This window comes from uncultured Comamonas sp., from assembly GCF_964277875.1.
GTDB lineage: Bacteria > Pseudomonadota > Gammaproteobacteria > Burkholderiales > Burkholderiaceae_C > Comamonas > Comamonas sediminis.
In genome coordinates this window covers 119298-143883 of sequence record NZ_CAXYJV010000050.1, presented here as the reverse complement: position 1 = coordinate 143883, position 24586 = coordinate 119298, and the positions used below count along the sequence as shown (strand labels likewise).

Here is a 24586-nt window from a genome sequence, read left to right as displayed (position 1 = left end):
TAACTGGGAGAGGTGAAGCGTGGAGCAACGGGCCGTATCGGTATTTGACACCTGTCTGGAGCAGGCATTGCAGGAGGCGGAGCCTTTGATGGCCGCCATGGTCAATGCTGCATTGGCTTCCCTGGCTGCGCAATTGTCGTCTTACAGCAACGCTGAAGATCAACAATTGTTGCGCCACGCGCAAGGCCAGCTCGCCAGCAAGAAGGCACAGCTGCCGCTCGCGTATGCGCTGCGTCTGCGCCAGGCCGTGTTTGCCATTGCCGAAGGCAAACGTGAGGACTACCACGCCCAGATGAGCAGCCAGGGCCTGACCGATGGCCTGCCCGAGGACCGCAATGCGCTGCGTGCCCAGATCGAGTGGGGGCGCATGCAGATCAACCTGCTGCAGCAGACCGAGCAGAGCCTGACAGGCCTGGAGCGCGTCTACCGCCCGTTGCGCAAGATCACCCGTTACTGGCGCAATGGCAACCCGTTGCACCATACCGTCTACCTTGACAGCCTGCAGGCCACGTTGAGCGATGTGGAGATGTCTGCAGACGCCACGGCGCTGTTCTTGCCGGACATGGTGGGCGTCATGGCGGACCACCTGCAGACGAACTACCAGCGCATCATGACCTTGGCGATGAACAGCTATGCCGAGCTGCTGGCCAGGGCCGAGCTCAAGCGCCGCGCTGCCAAGGACAACACCCGCAGTTTTGTGCAGCGGATCAAGACACTGTTCGACATCCCCGCGCATTGTCCTGTCGGTGCCGTCAGAGCCTACAAAACCCTGATTCCGGTGATGGAGCGCATGGCCGGCCAGGATGCATCGTTCTGGAGTGATTCCGACCACCCTGCGCGCGTGCTGGTGCAGACCATTGTCGACAAGGCCACCGTGCTCAAGGAAGAGGGGCGTGCGCTGTCCGATCCGCAGTTTCCCCAGCTGGTGAGCGAAACTGTAGAAGCGCTGTCGGCTCTGGCCCAGCCCAGGGCCGAGGATTTTGCCCTGGCGCTCAGCCGCTTCGGCGTGCGGCTCAAGCCCCGCTTGTCGTCTGCGCTGCAGGATGTCGATGATTCCGGTTACGCCAGCAGCATGCTGCTGGAGAGCCAGTGGGGCGCATCGGGGTTGATCAGCATCAGCCCCGAGTCTGACTGGGCGCAACTGGCCCAGATGCAGGCAGAGCGTGATGCCCCGGTACCGCCCACCCCGCAAGCCGTGCCGCTTCAGGCCCCGGCGGCAGGCGCATCCGTGGCGTCTGCTGCACCGATCACGGTCCCAGCCGCCACGGACGACAGCGCCTCGGCCAGCCTCGAAAAGATCGAGGCGGACGTGATGCTGCGCCTGGCGACCAGTCTGCACAGTTTTGATGTGGATCCCGCGCTGCTGGCGGCATTGACGGGCGCCTGGCCCAAGGTGCTGCAGCAGGCGGCCGAGCGCTCGGGCATCTCGTCATCGCATTACCGCGCCTACCAGGAGGCGGTGGACGATGTGCTGGCGCTGGCCGGCGCCAATGCCAGCGCAGGCATGCACCACGATGCGGACATGCTGATCCCCTCGCTGCTCACGCGCCTCAAGGCAGGGCTGACCAGCATCGGGTGGATGCCGGAGCGCATTGCACCGGTGCTGACCGCCGTGGCTCAGATGGCGCCGAGCGCGCTGGTCGAGCTGCAGATGGTGCAGGAAGAGGGGCTGCACCCGGTGCCCGCTGTGGCACGCGCCCTGCCGGCTTCATCGGCGGCCGCCGGCGTGTCACCTGCGCCGTCTCCTTCGGCATGGGCACAGCTGCCCGATGCCGTCGATGCGATTGGCGAGGATGAGCCCGCGATCATCGTGACCGGCTCGATGCTGGATGCGCCCAAACCCGACAGCGTGGGGCTCTGGATTGGTGGCAAGCGGCTGGAAGCCGGTGTCTGGCTGGAGTTTTTGGGCCAGGGCGGTGGCTGGGTGCCCAAGCAGCTGAGCTGGACCAATGCGCGCTCGACGATGTTCCTGTTTGTCGCCAGCGGAGGCGCGAGCCAGTCGATCACGCGCCGCATGCTGGAGAAGCTGGCGCAAGAGCAGGCCGTGCGGCCGGTCTGAGATCGTTGTACGGCTTTTCGGACCTTTCCATGCAGTGCAAAGGTCATAGCGTCTCAGGCGCACGCTGCCGTGGCACAATCTTGCGGTTTGGGGTGATCTGCCCCGAAGGTCTGCCGCCGCATCAGGCTGCAGCCGCTACAAGCCTATAAGCCAACCGCCTGGATGTGCTCAGCGTCCAGGTGCCAAGGAGACACCATGAGCCCCTCTTCGTGCAGCCGCATCGCGGCCGCCTGCATGCCCTCGCGCCGTCACGTGCTGGCCGCCACCCTGCTGGGTGCCGCCGCGCTGCTGCCCCTGGCCTCGCAAGCCGCAGACCCCAAGAAATACCCCGAGCGCGCCGTGCGCGTGGTGGTGGGCTTTTCTGCCGGCGGCACCACCGACGTGGTGGCACGCATCATGGCCAAGGAGCTGACCGCCGAGCTGGGCCAGTCCTTCGTCGTGGACAACAAGCCAGGCGCCGGCAGCAACATCGCCACCGAGCAGGTCGCGCGTGCCGAGAACGACGGCTACACCTTGCTGTTTGTCGCGGTCACCAGTGCCATCAACCAGACCCTCTACCCGAAGGTGCGCTTTGACCTGGAAAAGGACTTTGCACCGGTCGCGCTGGGCGCCAAGGTGCCCAATGTGCTGGTGGTGAACCCCAGCGTGCCTGCCAACAATGTGCAGGAGCTCATCGCCTTTGCCAAGGCCAACCCCGACAAGGTCTCCTATGCGTCGTCGGGCAGCGGCACGTCGATCCACATGGCCGGTGAGCTGTTCAAGCTGCGCACGGGTCTCAAGACCCAGCACATCCCTTACAAGGGCAGCTCGCCTGCGCTCACCGACCTGATGGCCGGCCAGGTGCAGTTCATGTTCGACAACATGCCTTCGGCCTGGCCGCATGTGAAGGCGGGCAAGCTCAAGGCGCTGGCGGTCACCACCACCAAGCGCTCGCCCACCGCCCCCGATCTGCCGACGATGGAAGAAAGCGGGATCAAGCCTTTTGATGTTTCGTCCTGGTTCGGCCTGATTGCACCGGCTGGCACGCCACCTGAAGTGGTGGCAAAGCTCAACGCTGCGATGAACCGTGCCTTTGACAAGCCCCAGGTCAAGGAAGCCTATGAAAAGCTGGGCGCCGTGGCCGAGAAGAACACGCCCGAGCAGTTTGGCGCCTTCATCAAGTCCGAAGTGGCGGCCTGGGCGCCGGTCGTCAAATCCTCGGGCGCGACCGTGGATTGAGCCGGGCCGACTCCCCCTCCGCACAGGCAGCTTCGGCTGCCTTTTTTATCGGCCTCACCGACCTTTGCAATCGCGGTGGGCCGGGCCTGCGTTACAGTCCCAAGCTGGCACAGCCTGACCGATCTTCCCCCTTCTGATGCAATCTTCCCCCGTACCAGCGATGACCCCCGGCTTGATGGTGATACACAGCAACCATCCGGAGGCTCTGCGTGACCTGGTCGTGGCCTGGATGCAGCGCTACCCGCTGCGGCCCCTGGAGAGCGAGACGATCCTGGTGCAGAGCAATGGCATTGCGCAGTGGCTCAAGCTGTCGATGGCGCAGCCGGTCGCGGAAGGAGGATGCGGCATCACTGCCGCCGTCGATCTGCAGTTGCCCGCGCAGTTTCTGTGGCAGGCCTACCGGGCAGTGCTCGGCAAGCACGAGGTCCCCGAAATCTCGCCGTTGGACAAGCAGCCGCTGACCTGGCGCCTGATGCGCCTGTTGCCCGGTCTGCTGGCCCAGCCTGCGTTCGCCGCGCTGCAGCGGTTTCTCGCCGAGGACCATGACCAGCGCCGGCGCTTCCAACTGGCCGAGCGCATCGCCGACCTGTTCGACCAGTACCAGGTCTACCGCGCCGACTGGCTGCGCGACTGGGCGGAAGGCCGTGACCAGCTGCGCAGTGCGCGCGGCGATGCGAAACCGCTGGAGCAGGAGCAGCGCTGGCAGGCACAGCTGTGGCGCAGCTTGCTGGACGACGTGGGCGCTGCCGGCATGGAGACCAGCCGCGCCGCCGTGCACCAGCGCTTCGTGCAGTACTGGCAGTCGCCCCAGGCCCGGCACATGCCCGGGCTGCCGCGCCGGGTGGTGGTATTTGGCATTTCTTCGATGCCGGCGCAGACCTTGCAGGCGCTGGCTGCCATGTCGCGCAGCAGCCAGGTGCTGCTGTGCGTGCACAACCCCTGCCGCCACCATTGGTCGGACATCGTTGCCGACAAGGATTTGCTGCGCCACCAGTACCGGCGGCAACAGCGCAAGGGCAGCATGCAGGGGCTCATCCATGACGATGACCTGCACCAGCATGCCCACCCGCTGCTGGCCGCCTGGGGCAAGCAGGGGCGCGACTATATCCACCTGATTGACGAATTCGACCAGCCTGACCAGTACGCCTCGCTGCTGAGCCCGGTCAACGGCGGGCGCATTGATCTGTTTGGCGAGGCCGAGCCCCGCCACATGCTGGCCCAGTTGCAGGACGACATCCTGGACCTGCGGCCGCTGGCCGAAAGCCGCGCGCTGTGGCCGGCGGTGGACCCGGCGCAGGATGGCTCCATCCGCTTCCAGACCGCGCATAGCCCGCAGCGCGAGGTGGAGGTGCTGCACGACCAGTTGCTCGCCCGCCTGGGCGCCGACCCGGGCCTGCGCCCGCGTGACATCATCGTCATGGTGCCCGACATCCAGGTCTATGCACCGCATATCGATGCGGTGTTTGGCCGCATAGCCCGCAGCGATGCGCGTTTTATTCCCTATTCGCTGGCCGACCAGAGCCAGCGTGGGCGCGAGCCGATGCTGGTTGCGCTGGAGCATGTACTGGCCATGCCTGAGAGCCGCTTTGCCGTCAGCGAAGTGCTCGATCTGCTGGCCGTCGATGCGGTGCGCCAGCGCTTTGGCATTGACCCGGACGATCTGGCCTTGCTGCACCGCTGGATTGAAGGCGCCGGTGTGCGCTGGGGGCTGGATGCCGCGCAGCGCGCACGCATTGGCCTGGCCCAGGCCGGGGAGACCAACAGCTGGCGCTTCGGCCTGCGCCGCATGCTGCTGGGCTTTGCCGTGGGGCGCGGTCAGGCGCTGGACGATATCCAGCCCTACGATGAGATTGGCGGTCTCGATGCCGCAGCACTGGGTGGCCTGGCGGCCCTGCTGCGCGCACTGGAGCAAGCCTGCAGTCTGCTGGACGAGGAGGTATCGCCCGGTGCCTGGGTGGAACGGGCACGAACGGTGCTGGAGCTGCTGTTCGATCCTCAGCAAGACCATGAAAAACTGCTGCAGATGCAGCTGCTGCAAGGCTTGGAACGCTGGCTGGGCCAATGCGAGGCGGCGGCGTTTGACGAAGCGTTGCCGCTGTGTGTGGCACGCGAGGCCTGGCTGGCAGGCCTGGATACCAGCAGCTTGAACCAGCGCTTCATGGCGGGGGCGGTGAGCTTTTGCAGCCTGATGCCGATGCGCGCGATTCCTTTTCGCGTGGTGTGCCTGTTGGGCATGAACGATGGGGCCTACCCGCGCCCGGTGTCGGTGCTGGACTTTGACCTGATGCGCCAGCAGTACCGGCCCGGTGACCGTTCGCGCCGCGATGATGACCGCTACTTGCTGCTGGAAGCTGTGTTGTCGGCCCGCGAGCAACTCTACATCAGTTGGGTAGGGCGCAGCATCCGTGATAGCACGGCCCGCCCGCCATCGGTGCTGATCGGCCAGCTGCGCGACCATCTGGCCCAGGGCTGGCAGTTGGCAGGCGCCCCCGCCGGGCTGTCGGGCCCTGCCTCGGGGCAGGCGCTGCTGCGCGCGCTCACGCAGGAGCACCCGCTGCAACCCTTCAGCCCGCGCTACTTCGCACAGCCCCCTGCGCAGGCGGGCAGCGATGGCCTCTATACCTATGCGCAGGAATGGCATGGTGTGCACGGTGAAGGCCTGCCGACCGAGGCAACCGAAGACGCGTTGGAGGCCTTGCCCGAGATGGGGCTGGACGCAGCGCTGAACCTGCGCCAACTGCAGGACTTTGCGCAAAAGCCCGTCGCCGCATTCTTCCGCCAGCGCCTGCGCGTGTTTTTTGAAGACGAGGACCTGACCGGCCAGGACGAGGAGATGTTTGCCCCGGACGGCCTGCAGGCCTGGAGCCTGCAGGCGGGCTTGCTGAGCGCGCTGGAGCCCTGGGTGCGCGACAACCCCGGCGCGGCGGCCGATGCGCCCCAGCTGCGCGCGCAGCTCGATGCTGCGGCCCAGCGGCTGCGGCTGGAAGGGCGGCTGCCGCTGCGCGCCTTTGCCGATTGCGCGCTCGAGCCTGCCTGCGACGCGGCCCTGCGTGCGCTGCAGGTGTATGCGGCAGCGCTGCGCTATTGGCCGCAGGCGGGCAGCGATGCGCTGGAGCTGCGCTACAGCGGCGGCACGCAGGGCCCGGCCGTGGCCGACTGGCTGCGCGGTCTGCGCTGGACTGATGCCGCCGGCCAGCGGCATGCCGCCAAGATCAGCCTGTCCGCCGGCCGCTTGCATGCCGGCGAGCAGCTGCGCTATGACCGCCTGGTGCGCGCCTGGGTGGAGCACCTGGCCTGGCACAACGCCGGCCAGGCGCTGACGACCGTGGTCTGCACCGAATCGGGCATTGCAGTGTTTCCCGCGCTGGCCGCTGGCGATGCCCAGACGGCGTGGCGCCAGTTGCTGGCGCTGTGGCAGCAAGGCATGCGCGCGCCCTTGCCGGCAGCGGTTCGTACCTCCATCGCCAGCCTGTCACCGGCTGCATCGGCCGGGCAGCTGGCGTCGCTGTACGACGACAGCTACCGGGGCACCGGCGAGCTGCAACGCTCGGCCGAGCTGGCCCGGGTGTTTCCGGATTTTGATGCGCTGCTGGCTGCCGGTCTGCTGGACGTGGCCCAGCAGCTGTATGGCGACATGCTCGCCCATGTGCAACTGGTCAATGGCCAGCATCCGCAGGCGCTGGCGCGCTTTGCAGAGGGTGGTGCGGGCGATGGGGAGGGGCCGCCGCAATGAGCGCGATGCCACCCGATACCACCTTGGCATTGGATCCGCTGCGTTTTCCGCTGTGGGGCAGCCGGCTGATCGAAGCCAGTGCCGGCACCGGCAAAACCTATACGATTGCTGCGCTGTACCTGCGGCTGGTGCTGCAGCATGGAGGAGAGCAGGCCTTTGGGCGGCCTCTGGCGCCGCCCGATATTCTGGTGGTGACCTTTACCGATGCGGCCACGCAGGAGCTGCGCGACCGCATTCGTCACCGCCTGTCCGAAGCGGCCCAGCTGTTCGCGCAGGACCCGGAGGGCAGCGGCAGCGAAGAGGCAACGGACCCCTTGCTGCTGGCGCTGCGGGCCGATTACCCCAGCAGCCGCTGGCCTGCCTGCGCCCGTGTGCTGCACGAGGCCGCCAACTGGATGGATGAGGCAGCGGTATCCACCATCCACAGCTGGTGCTACCGCATGCTGCGCGAACATGCATTTGACAGCGGCAGCCTGTTCCAGCAAAGCCTCATCACCGACCAGAGCGAATTGCTGACCCAGGTGGTGCAGGACTACTGGCGCCGCCAGTTCTACGACCTGCCCGCGACGTCGCTGCGCAGCTTGCTGCAAGTGGTGGCCACGCCCCAGGCCTTGCAGCAGGCCATCCAGCCCATGCTCAGCCGCCAGGATGCCGACTGGCGCTACGAGGGCGCGCAACTGGCGCCTGCCGGCCAGGTCGACCTGCCGGCTTTGCTGGCCCAGGCCAGCGAGGCTGCCGCCCGCCATGGCGCGCTGGAGAATGCCGCCCGCCAGTTGTGGCAGCAGCACCGGGCCGAGCTGGAGGCGTTGCTCATCGCGCTGGTGCCGGGCCTCAACGGCGTCACCTATCCCAAGAAGGACGAGCCAGGCGTGTTCGAGGCCTGGTTGGCCGCGATGGCGGCCTGGAGTGCTGGCGAGCCGGCGCCCGCCAAGATACGGGCCTTCGGCCAGTCGGGCATCAAGGCCAAGAAAGGGGTCGTGGTGCCCGAGCATGCGGCCTTTGCTGCGATCGACGCCTGGCTGGAGGCGGTGGCGCAAGGCGCACAAGCGGCCACGCCGCTCAAGCCGCTGCTTCTGCGCCATGCAATGGCCCACATACAGCGCGCGCTGGAGGGCGAGAAGCAGCGCCGTGGCGAACTGGGGTTTGACGACCTGCTGCAGCGCCTGGATGCTGCGTTGCATGCGCCCGGGGGCGACGCTCTTGCGCAGCGCATCCGCAGCCAGTTTCCGGTGGCAATGATCGATGAGTTCCAGGACACCGATCCACTCCAATACCGCATTTTTGAACGCATCTACCGCATCGCGGACAACGACCCCGCGCAGGGCCTGTTCATGATCGGCGACCCCAAGCAGGCGATCTACGCGTTTCGCGGTGCCGATATCTACACCTACCTGCGCGCCCGCGCTGCCACCCAGGGGCGCCATTACTCGCTGGGCACCAACTACCGCTCCACCCAGGCGGTCGTGGAGGCCATCAACCATTGCTTTGTGCATGCCGAGGGGCATCCCCGGGCGGCCTTTCGCTTCCGCGAGGACTTGCAGCGCAACCCGGTGCCCTTTGTGGCGGTCGGTGCGCACGGGCGGGCCGATGCGCTCTTCTTACAGGGCGCAGCCCCTGCGGCGATTACCCTGTGGACCATGGAAGCGGGTGTGCAGGCGCAGGCTGAAGCCCCCGACGAGCATGGCGATGCCGCAGGCGCTGGCAAGAGCGCGCGTACCGGCGTGGCCGAATCCGCCTACCGCCAGCGCATGGCACAGTCGGCCGCCAGCCAGATCACCGCCTGGCTCAATGCTGCCCGGGCCGGGCAGGCCGGTTTTGGCCAATCGCCGGATGCGCTGGGCCGGCCGCTGCGTCCGGCCGATATCGCCATTCTGGTGCGGGGCCGTGCCGAGGCCGAGCTGGTGCGCAATGCGCTCAAGGACCGGGGCCTGGCCAGTGTCTACCTGTCGGACCGCGATTCGGTGTTCCAGACGGGTGAGGCCGCTGACATGCTGCGCTGGCTGCGCGCCGTCAATGCGCCTGGCGATGACGGCCTGCTGCGGGTGGCGCTGGCCACCGCGTCGATGGACTGGTCGTGGCAGGAACTGGAGCGGCTCAACCATGATGAACAGCATTGGGAGCACCTGGCGCTGCGCACACGTTTACTGCAGCAGCTATGGCAGAAAAAAGGCGTGTTGCCGATGCTGCGCCAGTGGCTGCTCGATTTTGACCTGCCCGCCCGCTGGCTCGGCCAGCCCGGCGGCGAGCGGCGCCTGACCAATGTGCTGCACCTGGCCGAATGGCTGCAGCGTGCTTCGACCGAGGTGGAGGGTGCGCAGGCGCTGATCCGGCGCCTGGCCGAGCAGATGGACAGCCCCGAGGGTGAGGAGGAGATCCTGCGCCTGGAGAGCGATGCGGACCTGATCAAGGTGGTCACCATCCACAAGTCCAAGGGCCTGGAATACCCGCTGGTGCTGCTGCCCTTCATCAGCAGCTGGCGCGATTTTGACGGCAAGAGCCGGGGCTATGCGCAGTACCACGATGCTGCTTCGGGTGACCTGGTCGTGGAGCTGAACAACAAGCATGCCGAGGCGGTCAGCGCCCACAACGACGAGCGCCTGAGCGAAGACATGCGCCTGCTCTATGTGGCACTGACGCGGGCCCAGTACGCGCTGTGGCTGGGAGTGGCACCGCTCGCCAAGGGCATGAGCCGCGCAGGCAGCCTGGAGAAAAGCGCTGTCGGTTACCTGCTGGCGGGCGGGCAAAAGCTGCCCGATCTGGCGCTGCATGCCTACCTGCAGGAATTTGCCAGCAGCTGCCCGCAGATGGCAGTGCAGCCGGTCCCCGAGGTCAGCCTGCAGCGCTACCAGCCCGAGCGGCCGCCGGCTGTTCACCCGGCGCGCCGCCCCCGCAGACAAGCCGATGAGCACTGGTGGATCGCCAGTTTCTCCGCACTGACCGAGCGGCTGGGCCTGGCGGTCCCCTCGCAAGGCCTGTGGAACGAAGAAGCCGTCACTGCGGCCGAGCCCGAAACCGCAGAGCAGGACCAGTATCTCGAGCCCCAGGAAGCACTGCCCGAGGCCACCGCGCCCGGCCAGCCGCAGCCGGGCAGCCTGCATGCGTTTCCCAAGGGCCCGGATGCGGGCAACTTTCTGCACGGCCTGCTGGAGTGGTGCGCGCAAGAGGGTTTTGCCACGGTACTGAGCAAACCAGCGGCATTGGATGGCATCATCGCCTACCGCTGCCAGGTGCGCGGCTGGGGGGACTGGGCCGCACCCTTGCAAGGCTTCGTCCGGCAATGGCTGCAGACGCCGTTGCTGCTGCAGGGTGCCCCGAGCGAGACGCCTGCCGCACTGCAGTCGCTGGGCGATTACCAGGTCGAGATGGAGTTCTGGCTGTCGATCAACCGGGCCTCGACCGGTCAGCTCGACACGCTCGTGCAGCAGCATGTGCTGCCGGGCCAGCCGAGGCCGGCGCTGCTCCCCAACCAGCTCCATGGCATGCTCAAGGGCTACATGGACCTGGTGTTCGAGCATGGCGGCCGCTATTACGTGATGGACTACAAATCCAACTGGCTGGGCGCGGATAGTACGGCCTACACGCCGCAGGCCATGGCGGCTGCTGTGCTGCAACACCGCTATGACCTGCAGTATGTGCTGTACACCTATGCGCTGCACCGCTTGCTGCAGCAGCGCCTGCCCGGTTATGACTACGAGCGCGATGTGGGCGGCGTGCAGTACTGGTTTTTGCGAGGCGTGGGTGCGGAGCACCAGGGTCTCTACCAGGACAAACCCCCGCGCGCGCTGATGGATGCGCTCGATGCGCTGTTTGCGCAATGATGAAGAATGCAATGACGACAGAACCCGAGGACGGCACGCCCCCGCAGGGCGTGCCCCACCAGCAATCCGCAGTACGTACGCCGGCCGTGCCGGACGGCGCGACCGCCAGCCTGCTGCACACGGTAGAGCGCTGGACCGCCCATGGATGGCTGCGCAGCCTGGACCAGGCGCTGGTGCTTTTTCTGCATGAACTCGATCCCGGCGCATCGCCGCTGGTGCTGCTGGCCGCTGCGCTGGCCAGCCACCAGCTGGGCCGTGGCCATGTCTGCCTGGATCTGCAAGCCACGTTGGACAACAGCCGTTTTGCGCTGTCGCTGCCGCCCGATACCGTCGCGCAGGGCAGTGGTGCTACCGAGCCCACGCCCTTGCCGCTGCCCAGCGAGCTGCTGGCCCAGGTCAACCTGCTGCAGTGGCAATCGGCCCTGCAGGCCAGTGTGCTGGTGGCCGCGCCCGGCAAGCCCAGCCAAGGCGGCACACCGCTGGTGCTGCAGGGGGATCGTCTCTATCTGCGCCGCTACTGGCAGTACGAGCAGGACGTGGCGCAGGCCATTGGCCAGCGCATCACTGCCAGCCAGCATTTGCGCCAGGGCCGCAGTGCCGCGCAGGATGCGATGCTGCGCCAGGCACTGGACCAGCTGTTTGCACCGGCACCGCACCAGGTTCCCGATTCGCCCGACTGGCAAAAAATGGCCTGCGCCTTGGCAGCATCGAGCGCGTTTTCGATCATTACCGGCGGACCGGGCACCGGCAAGACCACCACCGTTGTCAAGCTGCTGGCGCTGCTGCAGAGCATGGCCTTGCAGCAAGGCGGCCGGCCCCTGCGCATTTGCCTGACGGCGCCCACCGGCAAGGCGGCAGCGCGCTTGTCCGAATCCATCGTGCAGGCCTTGCAGCGCCTCGATGATGCGCAGCTGCCTGCCTTGCCGCCGGCCGAGGGTGGCGGGCCCCGGAGCTTGAAGCCGCTGATCCCGTCGGAAGCCCAGACCTTGCACCGTTTGCTGGGCAGCCGGCCTGACAGCCGGCATTTCCGCCATGATGCCCAGCACCCGTTGGCGCTGGATGTGCTGGTGGTCGATGAGGCTTCGATGGTTGACCTGGAGATGATGGCCGCCTTGCTGTCGGCGCTGCCGCCGCAGGCCAGTCTGGTGCTGCTGGGCGACAAGGACCAGCTCGCATCGGTGGAAGCCGGCGCGGTGCTCGGGGAGCTTTGCGCCCAGGCCGAGCGCGGCCTCTACTGGCACGAAACGGCACAGTGGCTGCAGCAGGTGACCGGCCAGCAGGTGCCTGCGGAGCTGCAAGATATTGCAGGCAAGCCGCTGGACCAGGCGGTGGTGATGCTGCGGGTCAGCCACCGTTTCCATGCCGACAGCGGCATCGGCCAGTTGGCCGGTGTCGTCAATGCCGGAAGGCGCAAGGCCATCAAGCCGCTGCTGAAGGCAGGCTACCCCGACCTGGCCGCGTATGCGGTACCGGACCCGACACATTCATCTCTCGCGCAACTGGTGCTCGATGGCGGCGGCAAGCGTTTTGTCGACAGCGCCGCCAAGCGCGATGCCGGGCCCGTGGGCTATGGCCACTACCTGCAGTTGCTGCGCGAGATGCCGCCCAACCCCGGCCCCGAGGCCTTGAATGCCTGGGCGCTGCGGCTGTTGAAGGCGCATGGCGAGTTCCAGGTGCTCTGCGCGCTGCGCAGCGGCCCCTGGGGTGTGGAAGGGCTCAACGAGCGCATTGCCCAGCTGCTGGCCCACCGCGAGCTGATTGCACAAAGCAGCGGCTGGTATGCCGGCCGGCCGGTGCTGGTGACCCGTAATGACTACAGCCTCAAGCTGATGAATGGCGATATCGGCATCACCGTGCAGATGCCGGCGAACCAGGCGCCCGAGACCGGCGGGGCCGGTATGGCACCGGGCGCCCTGCGCGTGGTGTTTGCGACCAGCGAAGGCCTGCGCTGGGTGCTGCCCAGCCGCTTGCAGGCGGTGGAAACCGTCTATGCAATGACGATCCACAAATCGCAGGGCTCGGAGTTCAGCCATGCGGCCGTGGTATTGCCGCCCAGCCTGTCGCCCATCATGACGCGCGAGCTGGTCTACACCGGCATGACCCGCGCCAAGCGCTGGCTGACCGTGGTGGCAGGCGGCAGCAGTAACTTCTCGGTGTTGGAAGAGGCGACGGAACGCCAGGTGAGGCGCTCGAGCGGATTGCGGCAAGGCGAGCTGTAGCAGCGGGTGTTGGAGATTGCGGAGGCGTGGACAACGCGGGCCGGTGCAGCAGGGCAGGGCTATCGTTCAGCAAACACCGGTCGCAGCGGCGGCGATGGGCAGGGGCCATGGACTGCGCGGGCTTCATCGAAAAAATGCGTGGCTGTGCGAAAAGATCGTTGGCTGGCCAAAACGACCCTGGGGCTGAACGGGCCCCAAGAGTCGCCCCACGATGAAACCATCACCGTTGCGAGGGCCGGGGGCATGTCTGTATGCACCCAGCCCCTGCCAGCGGCGATGGGCGAATCTTAGCATTGAATGAGAATAATTATCAATATCAAATTTGAATAAATCAGTGCCAAGCGCTCGTTTTATGTAAGTTTTTGTTTTTGGTTGATTTTTCTTGACCTTTCCCCGGCAAATGGGGATGCGCCGTTTGGGAAAATTTGGTAACTTCACCGGATCGATAAAAAATATTGCGGGAGTCCTACCATGCCTGGTTCCAGTTACAGCTTCAAATCCACAGCACTTGCGATGCTGGCGCTCACCGCCTCGGCCTGGGCGCAGGCGACCTGCTACACGGTCTATGACAGCAAGAACGAAGTGATTTACCGCAGTGCGGAACCACCGGTCGACATGTCCAAGCCGCTGCACCAGACTGCAGGCGAGCTGCCCAGCGGCAGCCGCGTGGTCTTCACGCCCAACAACAGCGTCTGCGTCACCGAAGTCCATGCGCTGCCGGGCGCCAAGAAGCGCACATCGAGCAGTGCCAACATGGTGACTGACCAGCTGAACATGGGCAGCATGATCACTGCGCAGTAATCGCTACACAAAATACCGAAGGGCAGCGCGGCTGCCCTTTGTGTTTTTCAAACAGGCCTCATCGTGCTGGCCTGCCCAGCGCTGTTAGCCCCAGAAGGCGTCCTCCGCATCCTGATCTTCAGAGAAGAGCCATACTTCCCGGATGAGTCCGTTCTCGATGCGCAGCACATCGATGCCCGACATGGCGATGGCTGCACCTGGCTTTTCAGCGCAGAAGTGCAAGGAGGTGCTGACCAGATCGCTCTGGGCCATCAGCGGGCCGACTTTGTCGATGCGAAAGCTTCCCTGGCTGCGCTGCATGAATTGGCCCAGCAGTGTGAAGACGGCAGCCTTGCCACGGTGCAATCCAGATAGCGTGCCCTTGCCGGGCTGGTGCCATTCAATGTCGTTACTGAAAGCGGCGCCAACGCCCTCGAGATCGCCTTTTGCGACAGCCTCAAAGTAGCGGCGTACGACATCCATGTTCTGTGCTGTGTTCATCTTCTCTCCTTGTTGAATAAGCCAAGCTGCCGTGGGCAGATGCATGAAAAACGATGAGATTAAAGGTAGCGATCAATAGTTGCAATAAGACACTGAAAAGTGACATAGGAACCAAAAAGTGACCATTGACCCCTGGCAGCCTGCATGGAACCCTTATCTCGCCACCGGCCCCACCAGGCAGGTGCTCGATTGCGTAGCCGACAAATGGACAGTGCTGGTGCTGGGCCTGCTGCGCGCAGGGACGTGGCGGTTTGGGCAGTTGCGCAAGGGCATTGAGGGCCTGTCTCAAAAGATGCTGACGCAAACGCTGCGGGCGTTGGAGCGCGATGGCATCGTGCGGCGCGAAGTCTTTGCCTGTTCGCCGCCCAAAGTGGAATACAGCCTGACTCCGCTGGGCCAGTCGCTGGCTGACACGCTGGATGCGCTTCGCCTGTGGGCCGAGCGGCATATGGATGAGGTGATACGCCATCGGGACAGCTACGACGAGGCGGCAGCACAGCAAGACCCGGCATTGGCAAAGCTGATCTGGGCGCCGTCGTGATTTTGCGCTCCCGCACGCCAAATTGCCAGAGGTTGGCCGCAGGCCATTGTCCAGCCTGCGAAAATACCGGGATGAGCGAAGCGCAGACCCCACAGACCATTTCCGAATCCCCCGATGCCGCCGAGGCGGCCCAATTCCCCGCAGATGCCTTGAAGATCGTGTCCATGGACATGGATGCCCAGGGTGTCGCGCGCCGTGCCGACGGCAAGGTCGTCTTTGTTGACGGTGCCTTGCCCACCGAATGGGTGAGCGCCAAGACCCGGCGCAAGAAAAACAACTGGGAGCAGGCCGATCTGCTGCAGATCCACCGCGAGTCGTCGCAGCGTGTGCGGCCCGGCTGCCCCAACTTTGGCTTGCATGCCGGTGCCTGCGGTGGCTGCAAGATGCAGCATCTGCACGTCGGCGCCCAGATTGCGACCAAGCAGCGCGTGCTGGAGGACAACCTCTGGCACCTGGGCAAGGTGGTGCCCGAGACGGTGATGCGCCCCATTGAAGGCCCCAGCTGGGGCTACCGCTTCCGCTCGCGCCTGTCGGTGCGCTATGTCGCCAAGAAGGGCAAGGTGCTGGTGGGCTTCCATGAGCGCAAGAGCCGCTACATCGCCGACATGGAAACCTGCAAGATCCTGCCGCCGCATGTCGATGCCTTGTTGATGCCGATGCGCGCGCTGATCGGCAGCCTCGATGCCCGCGAGACCTGCCCGCAGATCGAAGTGGCCTGCGGCGACCATGTCACCGCGTTGGTGCTGCGCCATCTGGAGCCGCTGAGCGACGCCGACATGCAGCGCCTGCGCGATTTTGCCGAAGCCCATAACGTGCAATGGTGGCTGCAGCCCAAGGGGCCGGACACCGTGCACCTGATGGACGGCATCGGCGCGCAGCTGTCCTATGCACTGCCCGATTTCGGCATCACGATGCCGTTCAAGCCCACCGACTTCACCCAGGTCAACCCCCACATCAACCAGGTGCTGGTGACGCGCTCGCTGCGCCTGCTGGATGCGAAGAAGACCGAGCGCGTGATCGACTGGTTCTGCGGTCTGGGCAACTTCACCCTGCCCATCGGCACGATGGCCGGTGAGGTGCTGGGCATCGAAGGCTCGGAGACCCTGGTGCAGCGCTCGCACGAGAACTATGCCGCCAACAATGCCAGCCGCCCCGCAGGCAATGCGCTGGCGCCCACGCGCTTTGTGGCCCGCAACCTGTTCGAGATGACGCCGGAGATGCTGATCGCCGATGGCCAGGCCGACAAATGGCTGGTCGATCCACCGCGTGAAGGCGCATTCGCACTGTCCAAGGCGCTGGCTGATATCCACAAGGCCCGCCACCAGGTACCCGACACGGCGCCGCTGCCCGACAGCGCCAAGGACTGGACACCGCCCAAGCGCATTGTGTATGTGAGCTGCAACCCGGCGACCCTGGCACGCGATGCCGGTCTGCTGGTGCACCAGGCCGGCTACCGGTGCGTGGCTGCCGGTGTGGTCAACATGTTCCCGCATACGGCCCACGTCGAGAGCATGGCGGTGTTTGAGTGGGATGGCCATGCGCCGTCGGTCAAGACTGAGACCGAGATGGCCGATGCAGAGGCCCCGGCTGCTGCGGAAGGTGCAGCCGCCTAAACCGATGGGGATTACCGACGTTTTAGGCACAAATGCTGTGATGCCGCTGATCAATTAGCGCGCTGTAATGCCGTTATGCTGGCATGCTGAACAACCGGGTTTCCCCCATCTTTTCCAAGGAGTCACCATGAAAACCAAAGCAGTGCTGGAGTTGGCCGATGTCAAGGCGGTGTTGAATGCGGCCGAGGCCGAAGCGGTCAAGAACCAATGGATCGTGAGCATTGCCGTGGTGGATGACGGCGGCAACCTGCTGGGCATGATCCGCCGCGACGGCGCAGCCCCCGTGTCGGCCCACATCTGCGTGGCCAAGGCCCGCACCTCGGCACTGGGCCGCCGCGAGAGCAAGGGTTTTGAAGACATGATCAACGGCGGCCGCACCGCTTTCCTGAGCGCTCCGCTGATCGATGGCATGCTCGAAGGCGGCGTGCCGATCATGAAGGACGGCGAATGTGTGGGCGCTGTGGGCGTCAGCGGTGTCAAGGCACCGGAAGATGCGCAGATTGCCAAGGCGGGCATTGCAGCCCTGGGCCTGTAAGGCACGAGCACTCCAAACAGGGCAGCGAGCCCATCAACGACGAAGCGGCCACTGGCCGCTTTTTCCATGCATCAGGGGCTGACCCGGGCGTCACACCAGCGCTGGCACGGCCGCCTGCATAAAGCCGGTGGTGGGCTCTGCACTGCCGTCATCGAGCACCAGCACCCGCTCCGGCCAGCGCAGCGCCGCGAGCTTGAAGTCCTGCTCCGGCGGCTGGCCTGCGAGCCGGGCCGTCCAGCGCGCGCCCACGGAAAAGTCCACGCAAAAAACATTGCCGCGCAGCCCGTGCCAGGCGTGGGGGGCGATATCGGCGAACAGGTCCTGGTCCCCCTTGCCCAGCACCGAGCGGTCGAGCTCATGGATGCGGCGCCAGTAATGGCCGACGACGACAGGTGTGCTGTCCGTATAGGCATCCCACCAGGCCACCCGCTCGACAAAACGCCATTTGCCACCCGCAAAAAAGGGCTCGCTGCCTCTGCGCTCCACCCCGCAACTCAGCACCTTGAGGGGGTTGTACTGGGACTTGTTCAGCTCGCTGTCGGCATGCGCAGGCATGAAGGGCGGGCAATGGGCGCCATCTTCGAGGTGGTAGGGCCAGGCCTGGTTTTCGGCCTTCAACTGGGCGGGGATGCCCAGCGTTTTTGCGTGCAGATAGGCCTCTTGCTCCAGCCGGTCATAGTCCTGCGCCACCCGCCCAAGCGGCAGTGCCCGGGCCTGGTCGATCTTGTCGCCGATCCATGCGGCATGAACGATGCGCAGGTCTGCGCGCTCCAGCGCGAGCGGCAACTGGCGCAAAAACGGCAGCATTTCGTCGTCAAAGGCCCTGTCCGCACGCGCATAGGGTGCATATTTGAGGTTGTCGGCCTCGATGCGCTCGTCAAAGTACCAGCCCGAGCCGTCCTTGGCGTCTTCGCGCAGCAGGTTGATCTCGTGGTTGCCGAGCACGGCGCAGGCATTGCCGGCTTCCACCCAGCGGCGCACGAGGGCCAGCACGCCAGGGCTGTCGGGGCCTCTGTCACAGAAATCGCCGACGAAGACCAGCGTACGGCCGGCCGGATGGATGCCATTGTCGTCATAGCCCAGATGCCGGACCAGCGCTTCCAATGCCAGGCGCTCGCCGTGCACATCGCCGATCACATCCAACGGGCCGGCGGGCAAAGCTTGTACCAGGCTCATCGTCACAGTGTTCCGTCTTGTTGCGTCGCCCCAGCGCTTGGTCCGGCACGCCGCAGATTGCTATTTGATGAAATCCATTTTGCATCAATTTGCTGCGCTGCACCAGCGTGGTGCCTTGGGACCTCGGCCTGTCCTACTCAGGACTTTGGGGCTTGCCTACGCTGGTAGCAGACAAACGCAAACGGCAGACCATTGCTGCTGGTCTGGGCTTCGCGCGAGACCTCGTGCCACCGGTCATCCAGCACGGGTGCATGGGCGTCGCCGTCAAAATCCTGGTCGATCTCGGTCACCCAGACCTCGTCTGCCAGCGCGAGCGACTGGGCATAGATCTGCGCGCCGCCAATCACCCAGACCGGTTGGCCCAGCCCCTGGGCGGTGGCCAGCGCCTGCGGCAGGTCAGCAGCGACATGCACCCTTTCGCTGGCAGGGCTGGGCTGCCAGCCGCTCTGGCGGGTGACGACCACATTGTCGCGGCCCGGCAGCGGGCGAAAGCGCGGCGGCAGCGAATCCCAGGTCTTGCGGCCCATGACGACGGTGCCCCCGGCTGTCTTTTGCTTGAAAAAAGCCATGTCCTCGGGCAGGTGCCAGGGCAGTTGGTTGTCGCGGCCGATCACGCCATTGCGGGCGCGGGCATAGATCAGATGGATACGGGCTTGGGTCATGGCTTGGGAGCCGCCCAGCGCGCAATGGCGCGGCGGCAGGCTTGGTAGATGGGGTGTTCGATGGCGTGGTAGTACAGCGCCGACAGCGCGACCAGCGCCGCCAGCACCAGCAGCAGGCTGAAGGCGCGGTGCGGTATTTCCAGCGCCATTGAGGTGATGGAGTGCTGCGCGAGCTGGAACACCAGCAGATGCAGCAAATAGATGGCGAAGGCGTAGTCGCCCAGCTTGGCGAGCAAGCGCCATGCCGCATGCCGGGGCACTGGCAACAGCAAGGCGGCACCGACCAGGGCGGTGGCTGCAGCCCCCACCAGCAGGGCACGCTCCGGCCAGTGGAAAAAGCCGACGATGCCCGGTGCATACAACGTGGCGGTGACGCTGTAGTAAACGGCAGCCGCGCAGAGCAGGGCGCTGGCCAACAGCCAGGCCCACCAGTGTTGCTGGGGCCTGCGCTGCAGCCAGCGGTACAAGAAGTACCCGGCAAAGAACTCGAGCACCAGCGGCGCGGCATAGAACCAGACCAGCGGCGTCGCTTGCGAGAACATGTCCGGGCGGTAGCGGCCTGTTGCGGCGTAATACAGCACCAGCACGGCGATGACCAGCGCCCAGAGCGCCAGCGCGCGGTCGCGCCAGGGCTTGGCCAGCAGCAGGCTGGCGCCGATGAGCAGGTAGAAATACAGCTCGTAGACCAAGGTCCAGATCACCGCATTGATATGGAGGCTGAAATTGGCCGGGTAGAGCAGCGCGGACGACAGCAGATGCACATCGGGCGGCATGGTGCCCAGCGCCTGCAAACCGACGACGTACAGCAGCATTGCAGGCCACCAGCCGGTGTAGATGCGGGCAAAGCGGGTGGCAACAAACTGGGCCGATGGGCGCAGGCCGCTGGGGGTATGGGTGGTGGCGAGCGCCATGATGACGCCGCTGATCACAAAGAAGATGTCGACACCGACAAAGCCGCCCTCGGCAATGGCGCGCAGCGGGGCGGAGAGTTCGGGGAAGAAGCTATAGGTCCGCGCATGGTAAAGCGCCACCCACAGGGCGGCAGCAAAACGCAGGATCTGGATGGACTGGATCATGGCACGGTCGTGGGCGCAGGCGGTCGGTGCCGGGCAAGCGCTGCAGCGGGCGCAGGGTTGCGCATCCGCGGGCAGTGCCTGTCACTCGCGTGCCGGGAGGGGGCGGCGTCCGCTCAGCGGAACAGCACGCCCGCTTCGTCCGGGTGCCAGGCAGGGTATTTTTCCATCACCTGCTCAAAAAGTGCCGAGTCGGTCAGACGCAGCAACCAGGCTTGCAGATGGGGCCAGGGGTGATTCTGCCATGCGGCTTCGTCGATACCGGCGAACTGGCGCACAAAGGGACGGATGGCCATGTCGGCCAGGCTCGGGTCGCGGCCAAACAGGTAGCCGGTGGCAGTCAGCTGCTGGTTCAGCGCGTCCAGGAACGCATGGGCAGTGGACGCTGCGGCAGCCGCATCTGCTTGCGGATAGCGGCTGGGGTATTTGCAGCGGTCCAGCGCGGGCTTGAATACGCTGTCGTGGCGGGCGATGAGCGCGAGCATCTCGTCGAGGCTGCCGTCGGTAGGGCTCAGCCACTGGTCGGGGTCATTCTGGCGCAGCGCCCAGAGCATGATCTCCAGGCTCTCTTCCAGCACGGTGCCATCCGCCAGCACCAGCACCGGCACGGTCGCCTTGGGCGATGCATCCAGCAGCGCCTGGGGCTTGTCCTTGAGCACCACTTCGCGCAGCTGGCAGGCCACTCCGGCGTAGGCAAGCGCCAGGCGCGCCCGCATCGCGTACGGGCAACGGCGGAAGGAGTACAGCACCGGCAGGCCTTGCAAGGCCTCTTGCTGTGCCGCCATTTTTTGCTGGCGCGACTGCTGCGAGCTGGCCTGGGTGTGGCCCAGATGGGTGTCGCCGCGCTCATGCGCCAAATCCATCTGCCGCTGGCGCTCGGCCAGCGAAGCGAGTTGCTCAGGCGTGCGGCTGCCGTGGCAGTAGGGGCAACTGACGCCGCGCACATAGTGGGCATGGGCCAGTTCGTCCGCCCCCAGCGGCATGCGGCAGCTGCGGCAGAGCTGGTGCGGACCGCGCACCAGGCCATGGCCGACCGACACGCGCTCGTCAAACACAAAGCAGTCGCCCCACCACATCGATGCGTCAGCGTCCACCGTCTCCAGGTATTTGAGAATGCCGCCTTCAAGATGGTAGACCTCGTCAAAGCCCTGGGTCTTCATATAGGCGGTGGATTTTTCACAGCGGATGCCACCGGTGCAGAACATCGCCACCTTTTGCTTGCCGTGCAGCGCGCCACCCGGTTGGGACTGCTCGGCCACCCATTGCGGAAACTCGGTGAAGCTCTTGGTGCGTGGATTGATCGCGCCCTCAAAGCTGCCAATGCCCACTTCGTAGTCGTTGCGGGTGTCGACCAGCACCACATCGGGCTGGCTGATCAGCGCATTCCAGTCCTCAGGCTTCACATACTGGCCGGCGTTGAGCGCCGGGTTCAGCTCGGGCACGCCCAGCGTGACGATCTCCTGCTTGAGCCGCACCCGCATGCGGTAGAAAGGGTTGCTGTCGGCAAAGGCTTCCTTGTGCACCAGATGGGCCAGGCGCGGGTCGCGCTTGAGCCAGTTCAGCACCGCATGGACATCGCCAGGCAGGCCGGCGATCGTGCCGTTGATACCTTCATGGGCGAGCAGCAGCAAGCCCTTGACCTGGTGCTGGTCACACAGCGCCTGCAAAGGTTGCTGCCACTGGGCAAACTCCGGCAGGTCAATGAACTGGTAAAGCGCGGCGGTAAGGTATTGCTGGGACATGGAGAAAATCTACGAAAGATGCCTGCCGGTGGGCAGCATCTGTCGGGTAGGGCAGAGGAAAAGCCGGGTGGACGCGAGGAGGGCCCTGGCATGCCATCTTGGGACGGCTGCATGGGCTGGCCGGCAGCGCCAGCGCAGGCAGCACAGGGCGGGCCGCAGTCCAACGGCTGAACATCGTACTGTATCTGAATCACCCATTTCTAGATCTGGATCAGCAAAATGGCCCGGCGTGCAGACGTAAAAAAGCCCGGCATGGCCGGGCTGTTGGACAGGTGCCAAACCTTACTTGGGGCTCAGGCCCGTAACGTCGTAGAAGTTGATCTTGCCGCCACCGTCGAATACGCGGTCGCCAGGATGGATGCCGGCGGGGCAGGCGCCCAGGTATTCGCCCTTGATGTTGCGGGTGGTCTCCACGGTGCTGCCATTGGGCATCTGCTGTTTGGTGACCGACAGCACATGGAAGTTGTGCTGGAAATCGCCGCTGATCTTGCGGCTGCTCTCGATGCGCTGCTCCGTCTGGCCTACCTTGCAGTTGGAGGTGAACTGCCAGCCATTGCTGTCCCGGAGGCTGCTCGTCTTGCATTGCTGCACATCGTACTTGGCCTTTTGCAGCTCACGCGTCTTGTAGAAAGTGTCCTTGTCCATGCAGTCCTGGAACTGGACCGTCTGGCCATCCTGGTCGGTGGAGCTGATTTGCCAGTGGCCCGACTTGGGGCGCGGCAGGTCTTCGATGTCGCCGGTAGAGGCGCAACCTGCAGCCAGCAAGGCGGCAGTAACAGCGGACAGGGAGGCGATATAGCGGGTGGAAAGCATGGATGTCCTCTCGGTGGTTGTGGTTCTGCGTAGACGCAGACTTGTTGTACAGGAACGCGTCACTGCCTATCGTAGGCGTGGCCTGGTTTACCCACTGTCTGACAAGCGCCGGGGCCTTTGTAGGAGACGGCCCGGCCTGGGCCCCGAGACCATCGCGGCCGGCTACTGGCCAGCGGCTGGTGGGCTGCACTGCTCCAGCAGCCAGCGCTCGAACGTCTGCATGGCCAGCGAGGGGCTGCGCGACTTCAGCTGGGTCAGCCAGTAGCTGCCGGTATCCAGACATTGCGCCAGCGGCGCCACGAGGCGGCCGGCCTGCAGATCGCGGGAAAACAGCCGCAACGGCAGCAGCGCAACACCCAGTCCTTGCGCAGCTGCCTCAGCCAGGGTCAACGAGGAGTCGAAGACCGTGCCACGCAGCGTCGGACAGGTCTGCCGGGTATGGGCAAACCACTGCTCCCACTCTCCGGCGCGGTAGGAGCGCAACAAGGTCTCATGGGCCAGGTCGGCCGGTTGCTGTATCCGTGCGGCGATGGCTGGTGCACACATCGGCGTCAGCGGTGCCTGCAGCAGTTGCCGGGCCGCTGTGCCATGCCAGGCGCCGTCGCCAAAGCGGATCGCACAATCCCAGCCCTCGCCAGCCAGGTCCACCCGGTTGTTGTGGGTGAACAGCCGCAGGTCGACAAAGGCGTGGGCTTCCTGAAAGGCCCGCAGCCGGGGCAGCAGCCAGCCCACGGCAAACGTGCCCACCACGCCCACGGACAGCACCTCGTGCGGCCTCCGGTCCTGTACCTGCGCCAGCGCCCGCGACAGGCTGCCAAAGGCCTGGGCCACCACCGGCACCAGGGCCATGCCCTCATCGGTCAGTGCCAGGCCGCGTGGCAGGCGGCGAAACAGCGGCTTGCCCAACTGGTCCTCCAACTGTCGTATGTGCTGGCTGATGGCAGCCTGGGTCACATGCAGCTCCAGCGCCGCCCGCGTCAGGTTGAGGTGGCGTGCAGCGGCATCGAAAGCGCGCAGGGCATTCAGAGGCAGGTGCATAAGCTATAAGTTTTTCTTGTGGGTTTTCTTGGTTTTCATCGTTGGTAAAAACGTCGCTAACCCGGTAAATTCAGTGTCATCTATCGATGAACCATGAATTCTAAGGAGTGAATCAGTGTACAGAAGAAAGTTTTTCTTGACTATGGGTGCGGCGAGCATGATAGCGACCTCGTCGCGCGCCTGGGCGGCCACACCTGCGCTTCGTTCGCCCGCGGAGCGGGCGTTTCTCCGCGCGATGGAGGCGCTGGAGCGCTCGGTGGGCGGGCGGCTGGGGGTGTCGGTGCTGAACACCGGCACGGGCGTGGCACTGGGCTGGCGCCAGGATGAGCGTTTCCCGATGTGCAGTACCTTCAAGATGCTGCTGGCGGGCCAGGTGCTGTCCCGCGTGGATGCAGGGCAGGAAAAGCTGGATGCACAGGTCACCTTTGACCGGTCGGCGCTGGTGAGCTATTCGCCGGTTATCGAGAAGTTTGCTGGCAAGGCGCCGATGACGGTCGACGCGCTTTGCGACGCCATCGTCACGGTGAGCGACAACGGTGCTACCAATCTGCTGCTGGAGCGTGTCGGCGGCCCCGCAGGCTTTACCGCCTACATGCGCAGCTTGAAAGACCAGGTCACGCGGCTGGATCGCATCGAGCCTGCCATGAGCGAGTCCAAGCCTGGCGATGTACGTGATACGACCAGCCCGCTGGCCATGCTGACCAGCATGCAGACCTTGACCCTGGGTACCGCCCTGAGCCCGGCAAGCCGCGACAAGCTGGTAGCTTGGCTGCTTGCCAACACCACCGGGGACAACTGCCTGCGCGCGGGCGCCAAGGGTTGGAAGGTAGGCGACAAGACCGGAGCCGGTCCAGACACGCGCAATGATGTGGGCCTGCTGTGGCCGCCAGGCGGTGGTGCCCCCATCCTGGTGACCAGCTATCTGACCGAATGCAAGGCTGAGCCCAAGGCCCGCGATGCCGCACTGGCCGCCGTGGCGGCCGAAGTGGTCAAGCTCTGGGGCTAAGGCGGCACCGATAGCGCCGGCATGGAGAAAAAACTGCCCCGGGTCAGGGGCAGTTTTGC

Annotated in this window: 17 protein-coding genes and 1 pseudogene; 10 read left to right on the top strand and 8 right to left on the bottom strand. The window is 65.3% G+C overall.

Going from position 1 to position 24586, the window contains the following annotated elements; genetic code table 11:
• Positions 1–19 precede the first annotated feature (19 nt).
• The 6 genes from ACHWUQ_RS21575 to ACHWUQ_RS21550 all read left to right on the top strand — a co-directional run bounded on the left by ACHWUQ_RS21575 (position 20) and on the right by ACHWUQ_RS21550 (position 13848).
• Positions 20–2059: a DUF1631 family protein gene (locus ACHWUQ_RS21575; RefSeq protein ID WP_394682411.1), complete on the top strand. Its 2040-nt coding sequence runs from the start codon at positions 20–22 to the stop codon at positions 2057–2059.
• 195 nt (positions 2060–2254) lie between these two features.
• Positions 2255–3277 carry a tripartite tricarboxylate transporter substrate binding protein gene (locus tag ACHWUQ_RS21570; protein WP_312451336.1) on the top strand — a complete coding sequence of 341 codons (1023 nt, stop codon included), beginning with the start codon at positions 2255–2257 and terminating at the stop codon, positions 3275–3277.
• Between the two features lie 136 nt (positions 3278–3413).
• The gene (gene recC / locus ACHWUQ_RS21565) at positions 3414–7010 is read left to right on the top strand and encodes an exodeoxyribonuclease V subunit gamma (protein ID WP_394682410.1); all 3597 of its coding nucleotides are present in this window, start codon (positions 3414–3416) and stop codon (positions 7008–7010) included.
• Between the two features lie 5 nt (positions 7011–7015).
• Positions 7016–10828: an exodeoxyribonuclease V subunit beta gene (gene recB, locus ACHWUQ_RS21560; protein ID WP_394682409.1), complete on the top strand. Its 3813-nt coding sequence runs from the start codon at positions 7016–7018 to the stop codon at positions 10826–10828.
• 11 nt (positions 10829–10839) lie between these two features.
• Entirely contained in the window at positions 10840–13047 is a 2208-nt protein-coding gene (recD, locus tag ACHWUQ_RS21555) for an exodeoxyribonuclease V subunit alpha (protein WP_394682408.1), read from the top strand.
• A 471-nt stretch (positions 13048–13518) separates the two neighbouring features.
• Positions 13519–13848: a hypothetical protein gene (locus ACHWUQ_RS21550; RefSeq protein ID WP_239812190.1), complete on the top strand. Its 330-nt coding sequence runs from the start codon at positions 13519–13521 to the stop codon at positions 13846–13848.
• A gap of 84 nt (positions 13849–13932) precedes the next feature.
• On the opposite strand, the gene ACHWUQ_RS21545 is transcribed toward ACHWUQ_RS21550, so the two are convergent.
• Entirely contained in the window at positions 13933–14328 is a 396-nt protein-coding gene (locus ACHWUQ_RS21545; RefSeq protein WP_394682407.1) for a nuclear transport factor 2 family protein, read from the bottom strand.
• Between the two features lie 118 nt (positions 14329–14446).
• Between ACHWUQ_RS21545 and ACHWUQ_RS21540 the strand changes: the two genes are divergently transcribed.
• The 3 genes from ACHWUQ_RS21540 to ACHWUQ_RS21530 all read left to right on the top strand — a co-directional run bounded on the left by ACHWUQ_RS21540 (position 14447) and on the right by ACHWUQ_RS21530 (position 17017).
• Entirely contained in the window at positions 14447–14869 is a 423-nt protein-coding gene (locus ACHWUQ_RS21540) for a winged helix-turn-helix transcriptional regulator (RefSeq protein ID WP_394682406.1), read from the top strand.
• 71 nt (positions 14870–14940) lie between these two features.
• A complete protein-coding gene (gene rlmD, locus ACHWUQ_RS21535; RefSeq protein ID WP_394682405.1) occupies positions 14941–16482 on the top strand; it encodes a 23S rRNA (uracil(1939)-C(5))-methyltransferase RlmD in 1542 nt (513 codons plus the stop codon).
• Positions 16483–16609: 127 nt separating this feature from the next.
• The gene (locus ACHWUQ_RS21530) at positions 16610–17017 is read left to right on the top strand and encodes a heme-binding protein (RefSeq protein ID WP_312409210.1); all 408 of its coding nucleotides are present in this window, start codon (positions 16610–16612) and stop codon (positions 17015–17017) included.
• Positions 17018–17107: 90 nt separating this feature from the next.
• Here the strand turns inward: ACHWUQ_RS21530 and ACHWUQ_RS21525 are convergent, their stop codons facing one another.
• The 7 genes and pseudogenes from ACHWUQ_RS21525 to ACHWUQ_RS21495 all read right to left on the bottom strand — a co-directional run bounded on the left by ACHWUQ_RS21525 (position 17108) and on the right by ACHWUQ_RS21495 (position 23521).
• Positions 17108–18193, bottom strand: coding sequence for a metallophosphoesterase (locus ACHWUQ_RS21525; RefSeq protein WP_312530568.1), 1086 nt, complete (start codon positions 18191–18193; stop codon positions 17108–17110).
• Positions 18194–18330: 137 nt separating this feature from the next.
• Entirely contained in the window at positions 18331–18855 is a 525-nt protein-coding gene (locus tag ACHWUQ_RS21520) for a dihydrofolate reductase (protein WP_312409209.1), read from the bottom strand.
• On the bottom strand, positions 18852–19931 hold the full coding sequence (locus ACHWUQ_RS21515; protein WP_394682404.1) for an acyltransferase family protein: 1080 nt from the start codon (positions 19929–19931) through the stop codon (positions 18852–18854). The genes ACHWUQ_RS21520 and ACHWUQ_RS21515 overlap by 4 nt, the downstream gene beginning before the upstream one ends.
• Before the next feature lie 113 nt (positions 19932–20044).
• Entirely contained in the window at positions 20045–20713 is a 669-nt protein-coding gene (locus tag ACHWUQ_RS21510; protein ID WP_312409413.1) for a glutathione S-transferase, read from the bottom strand.
• Between the two features lie 42 nt (positions 20714–20755).
• Positions 20756–21670: pseudogene (locus ACHWUQ_RS21505) on the bottom strand (rhodanese-related sulfurtransferase); the annotation flags it as partial.
• A 282-nt stretch (positions 21671–21952) separates the two neighbouring features.
• A complete protein-coding gene (locus tag ACHWUQ_RS21500) occupies positions 21953–22483 on the bottom strand; it encodes a DUF3617 domain-containing protein (RefSeq protein WP_394682403.1) in 531 nt (176 codons plus the stop codon).
• Between the two features lie 162 nt (positions 22484–22645).
• Positions 22646–23521: a LysR substrate-binding domain-containing protein gene (locus tag ACHWUQ_RS21495; protein WP_394682402.1), complete on the bottom strand. Its 876-nt coding sequence runs from the start codon at positions 23519–23521 to the stop codon at positions 22646–22648.
• A gap of 157 nt (positions 23522–23678) precedes the next feature.
• Here ACHWUQ_RS21495 and bla point away from each other — a divergent pair, with 157 nt between their 5' ends.
• A complete protein-coding gene (gene bla, locus ACHWUQ_RS21490; RefSeq protein WP_312530576.1) occupies positions 23679–24527 on the top strand; it encodes a class A beta-lactamase in 849 nt (282 codons plus the stop codon).
• Positions 24528–24586 lie beyond the last annotated feature (59 nt).

What these genes read in the sequence shown, in the direction of transcription:
- recB (WP_394682409.1), top strand. Translation starts at nt 7,016, where the DNA reads ATGCCACCCGATACCACCTTGGCATTGGATCCGCTGCGTTTTCCGCTG.
- ACHWUQ_RS21520 (WP_312409209.1), bottom strand. Translation starts at nt 18,855, where the DNA reads ATGACCCAAGCCCGTATCCATCTGATCTATGCCCGCGCCCGCAATGGC.
- ACHWUQ_RS21530 (WP_312409210.1), top strand. Translation starts at nt 16,610, where the DNA reads ATGAAAACCAAAGCAGTGCTGGAGTTGGCCGATGTCAAGGCGGTGTTG.
- rlmD (WP_394682405.1), top strand. Translation starts at nt 14,941, where the DNA reads ATGAGCGAAGCGCAGACCCCACAGACCATTTCCGAATCCCCCGATGCC.
- ACHWUQ_RS21525 (WP_312530568.1), bottom strand. Translation starts at nt 18,193, where the DNA reads ATGAGCCTGGTACAAGCTTTGCCCGCCGGCCCGTTGGATGTGATCGGC.
- ACHWUQ_RS21495 (WP_394682402.1), bottom strand. Translation starts at nt 23,521, where the DNA reads ATGCACCTGCCTCTGAATGCCCTGCGCGCTTTCGATGCCGCTGCACGC.
- ACHWUQ_RS21545 (WP_394682407.1), bottom strand. Translation starts at nt 14,328, where the DNA reads ATGAACACAGCACAGAACATGGATGTCGTACGCCGCTACTTTGAGGCT.
- ACHWUQ_RS21510 (WP_312409413.1), bottom strand. Translation starts at nt 20,713, where the DNA reads ATGGCGGCACAGCAAGAGGCCTTGCAAGGCCTGCCGGTGCTGTACTCC.
- recC (WP_394682410.1), top strand. Translation starts at nt 3,414, where the DNA reads ATGCAATCTTCCCCCGTACCAGCGATGACCCCCGGCTTGATGGTGATA.
- ACHWUQ_RS21515 (WP_394682404.1), bottom strand. Translation starts at nt 19,931, where the DNA reads ATGATCCAGTCCATCCAGATCCTGCGTTTTGCTGCCGCCCTGTGGGTG.
- ACHWUQ_RS21500 (WP_394682403.1), bottom strand. Translation starts at nt 22,483, where the DNA reads ATGCTTTCCACCCGCTATATCGCCTCCCTGTCCGCTGTTACTGCCGCC.
- ACHWUQ_RS21570 (WP_312451336.1), top strand. Translation starts at nt 2,255, where the DNA reads ATGAGCCCCTCTTCGTGCAGCCGCATCGCGGCCGCCTGCATGCCCTCG.
- bla (WP_312530576.1), top strand. Translation starts at nt 23,679, where the DNA reads ATGATAGCGACCTCGTCGCGCGCCTGGGCGGCCACACCTGCGCTTCGT.
- recD (WP_394682408.1), top strand. Translation starts at nt 10,840, where the DNA reads ATGACGACAGAACCCGAGGACGGCACGCCCCCGCAGGGCGTGCCCCAC.
- ACHWUQ_RS21550 (WP_239812190.1), top strand. Translation starts at nt 13,519, where the DNA reads ATGCCTGGTTCCAGTTACAGCTTCAAATCCACAGCACTTGCGATGCTG.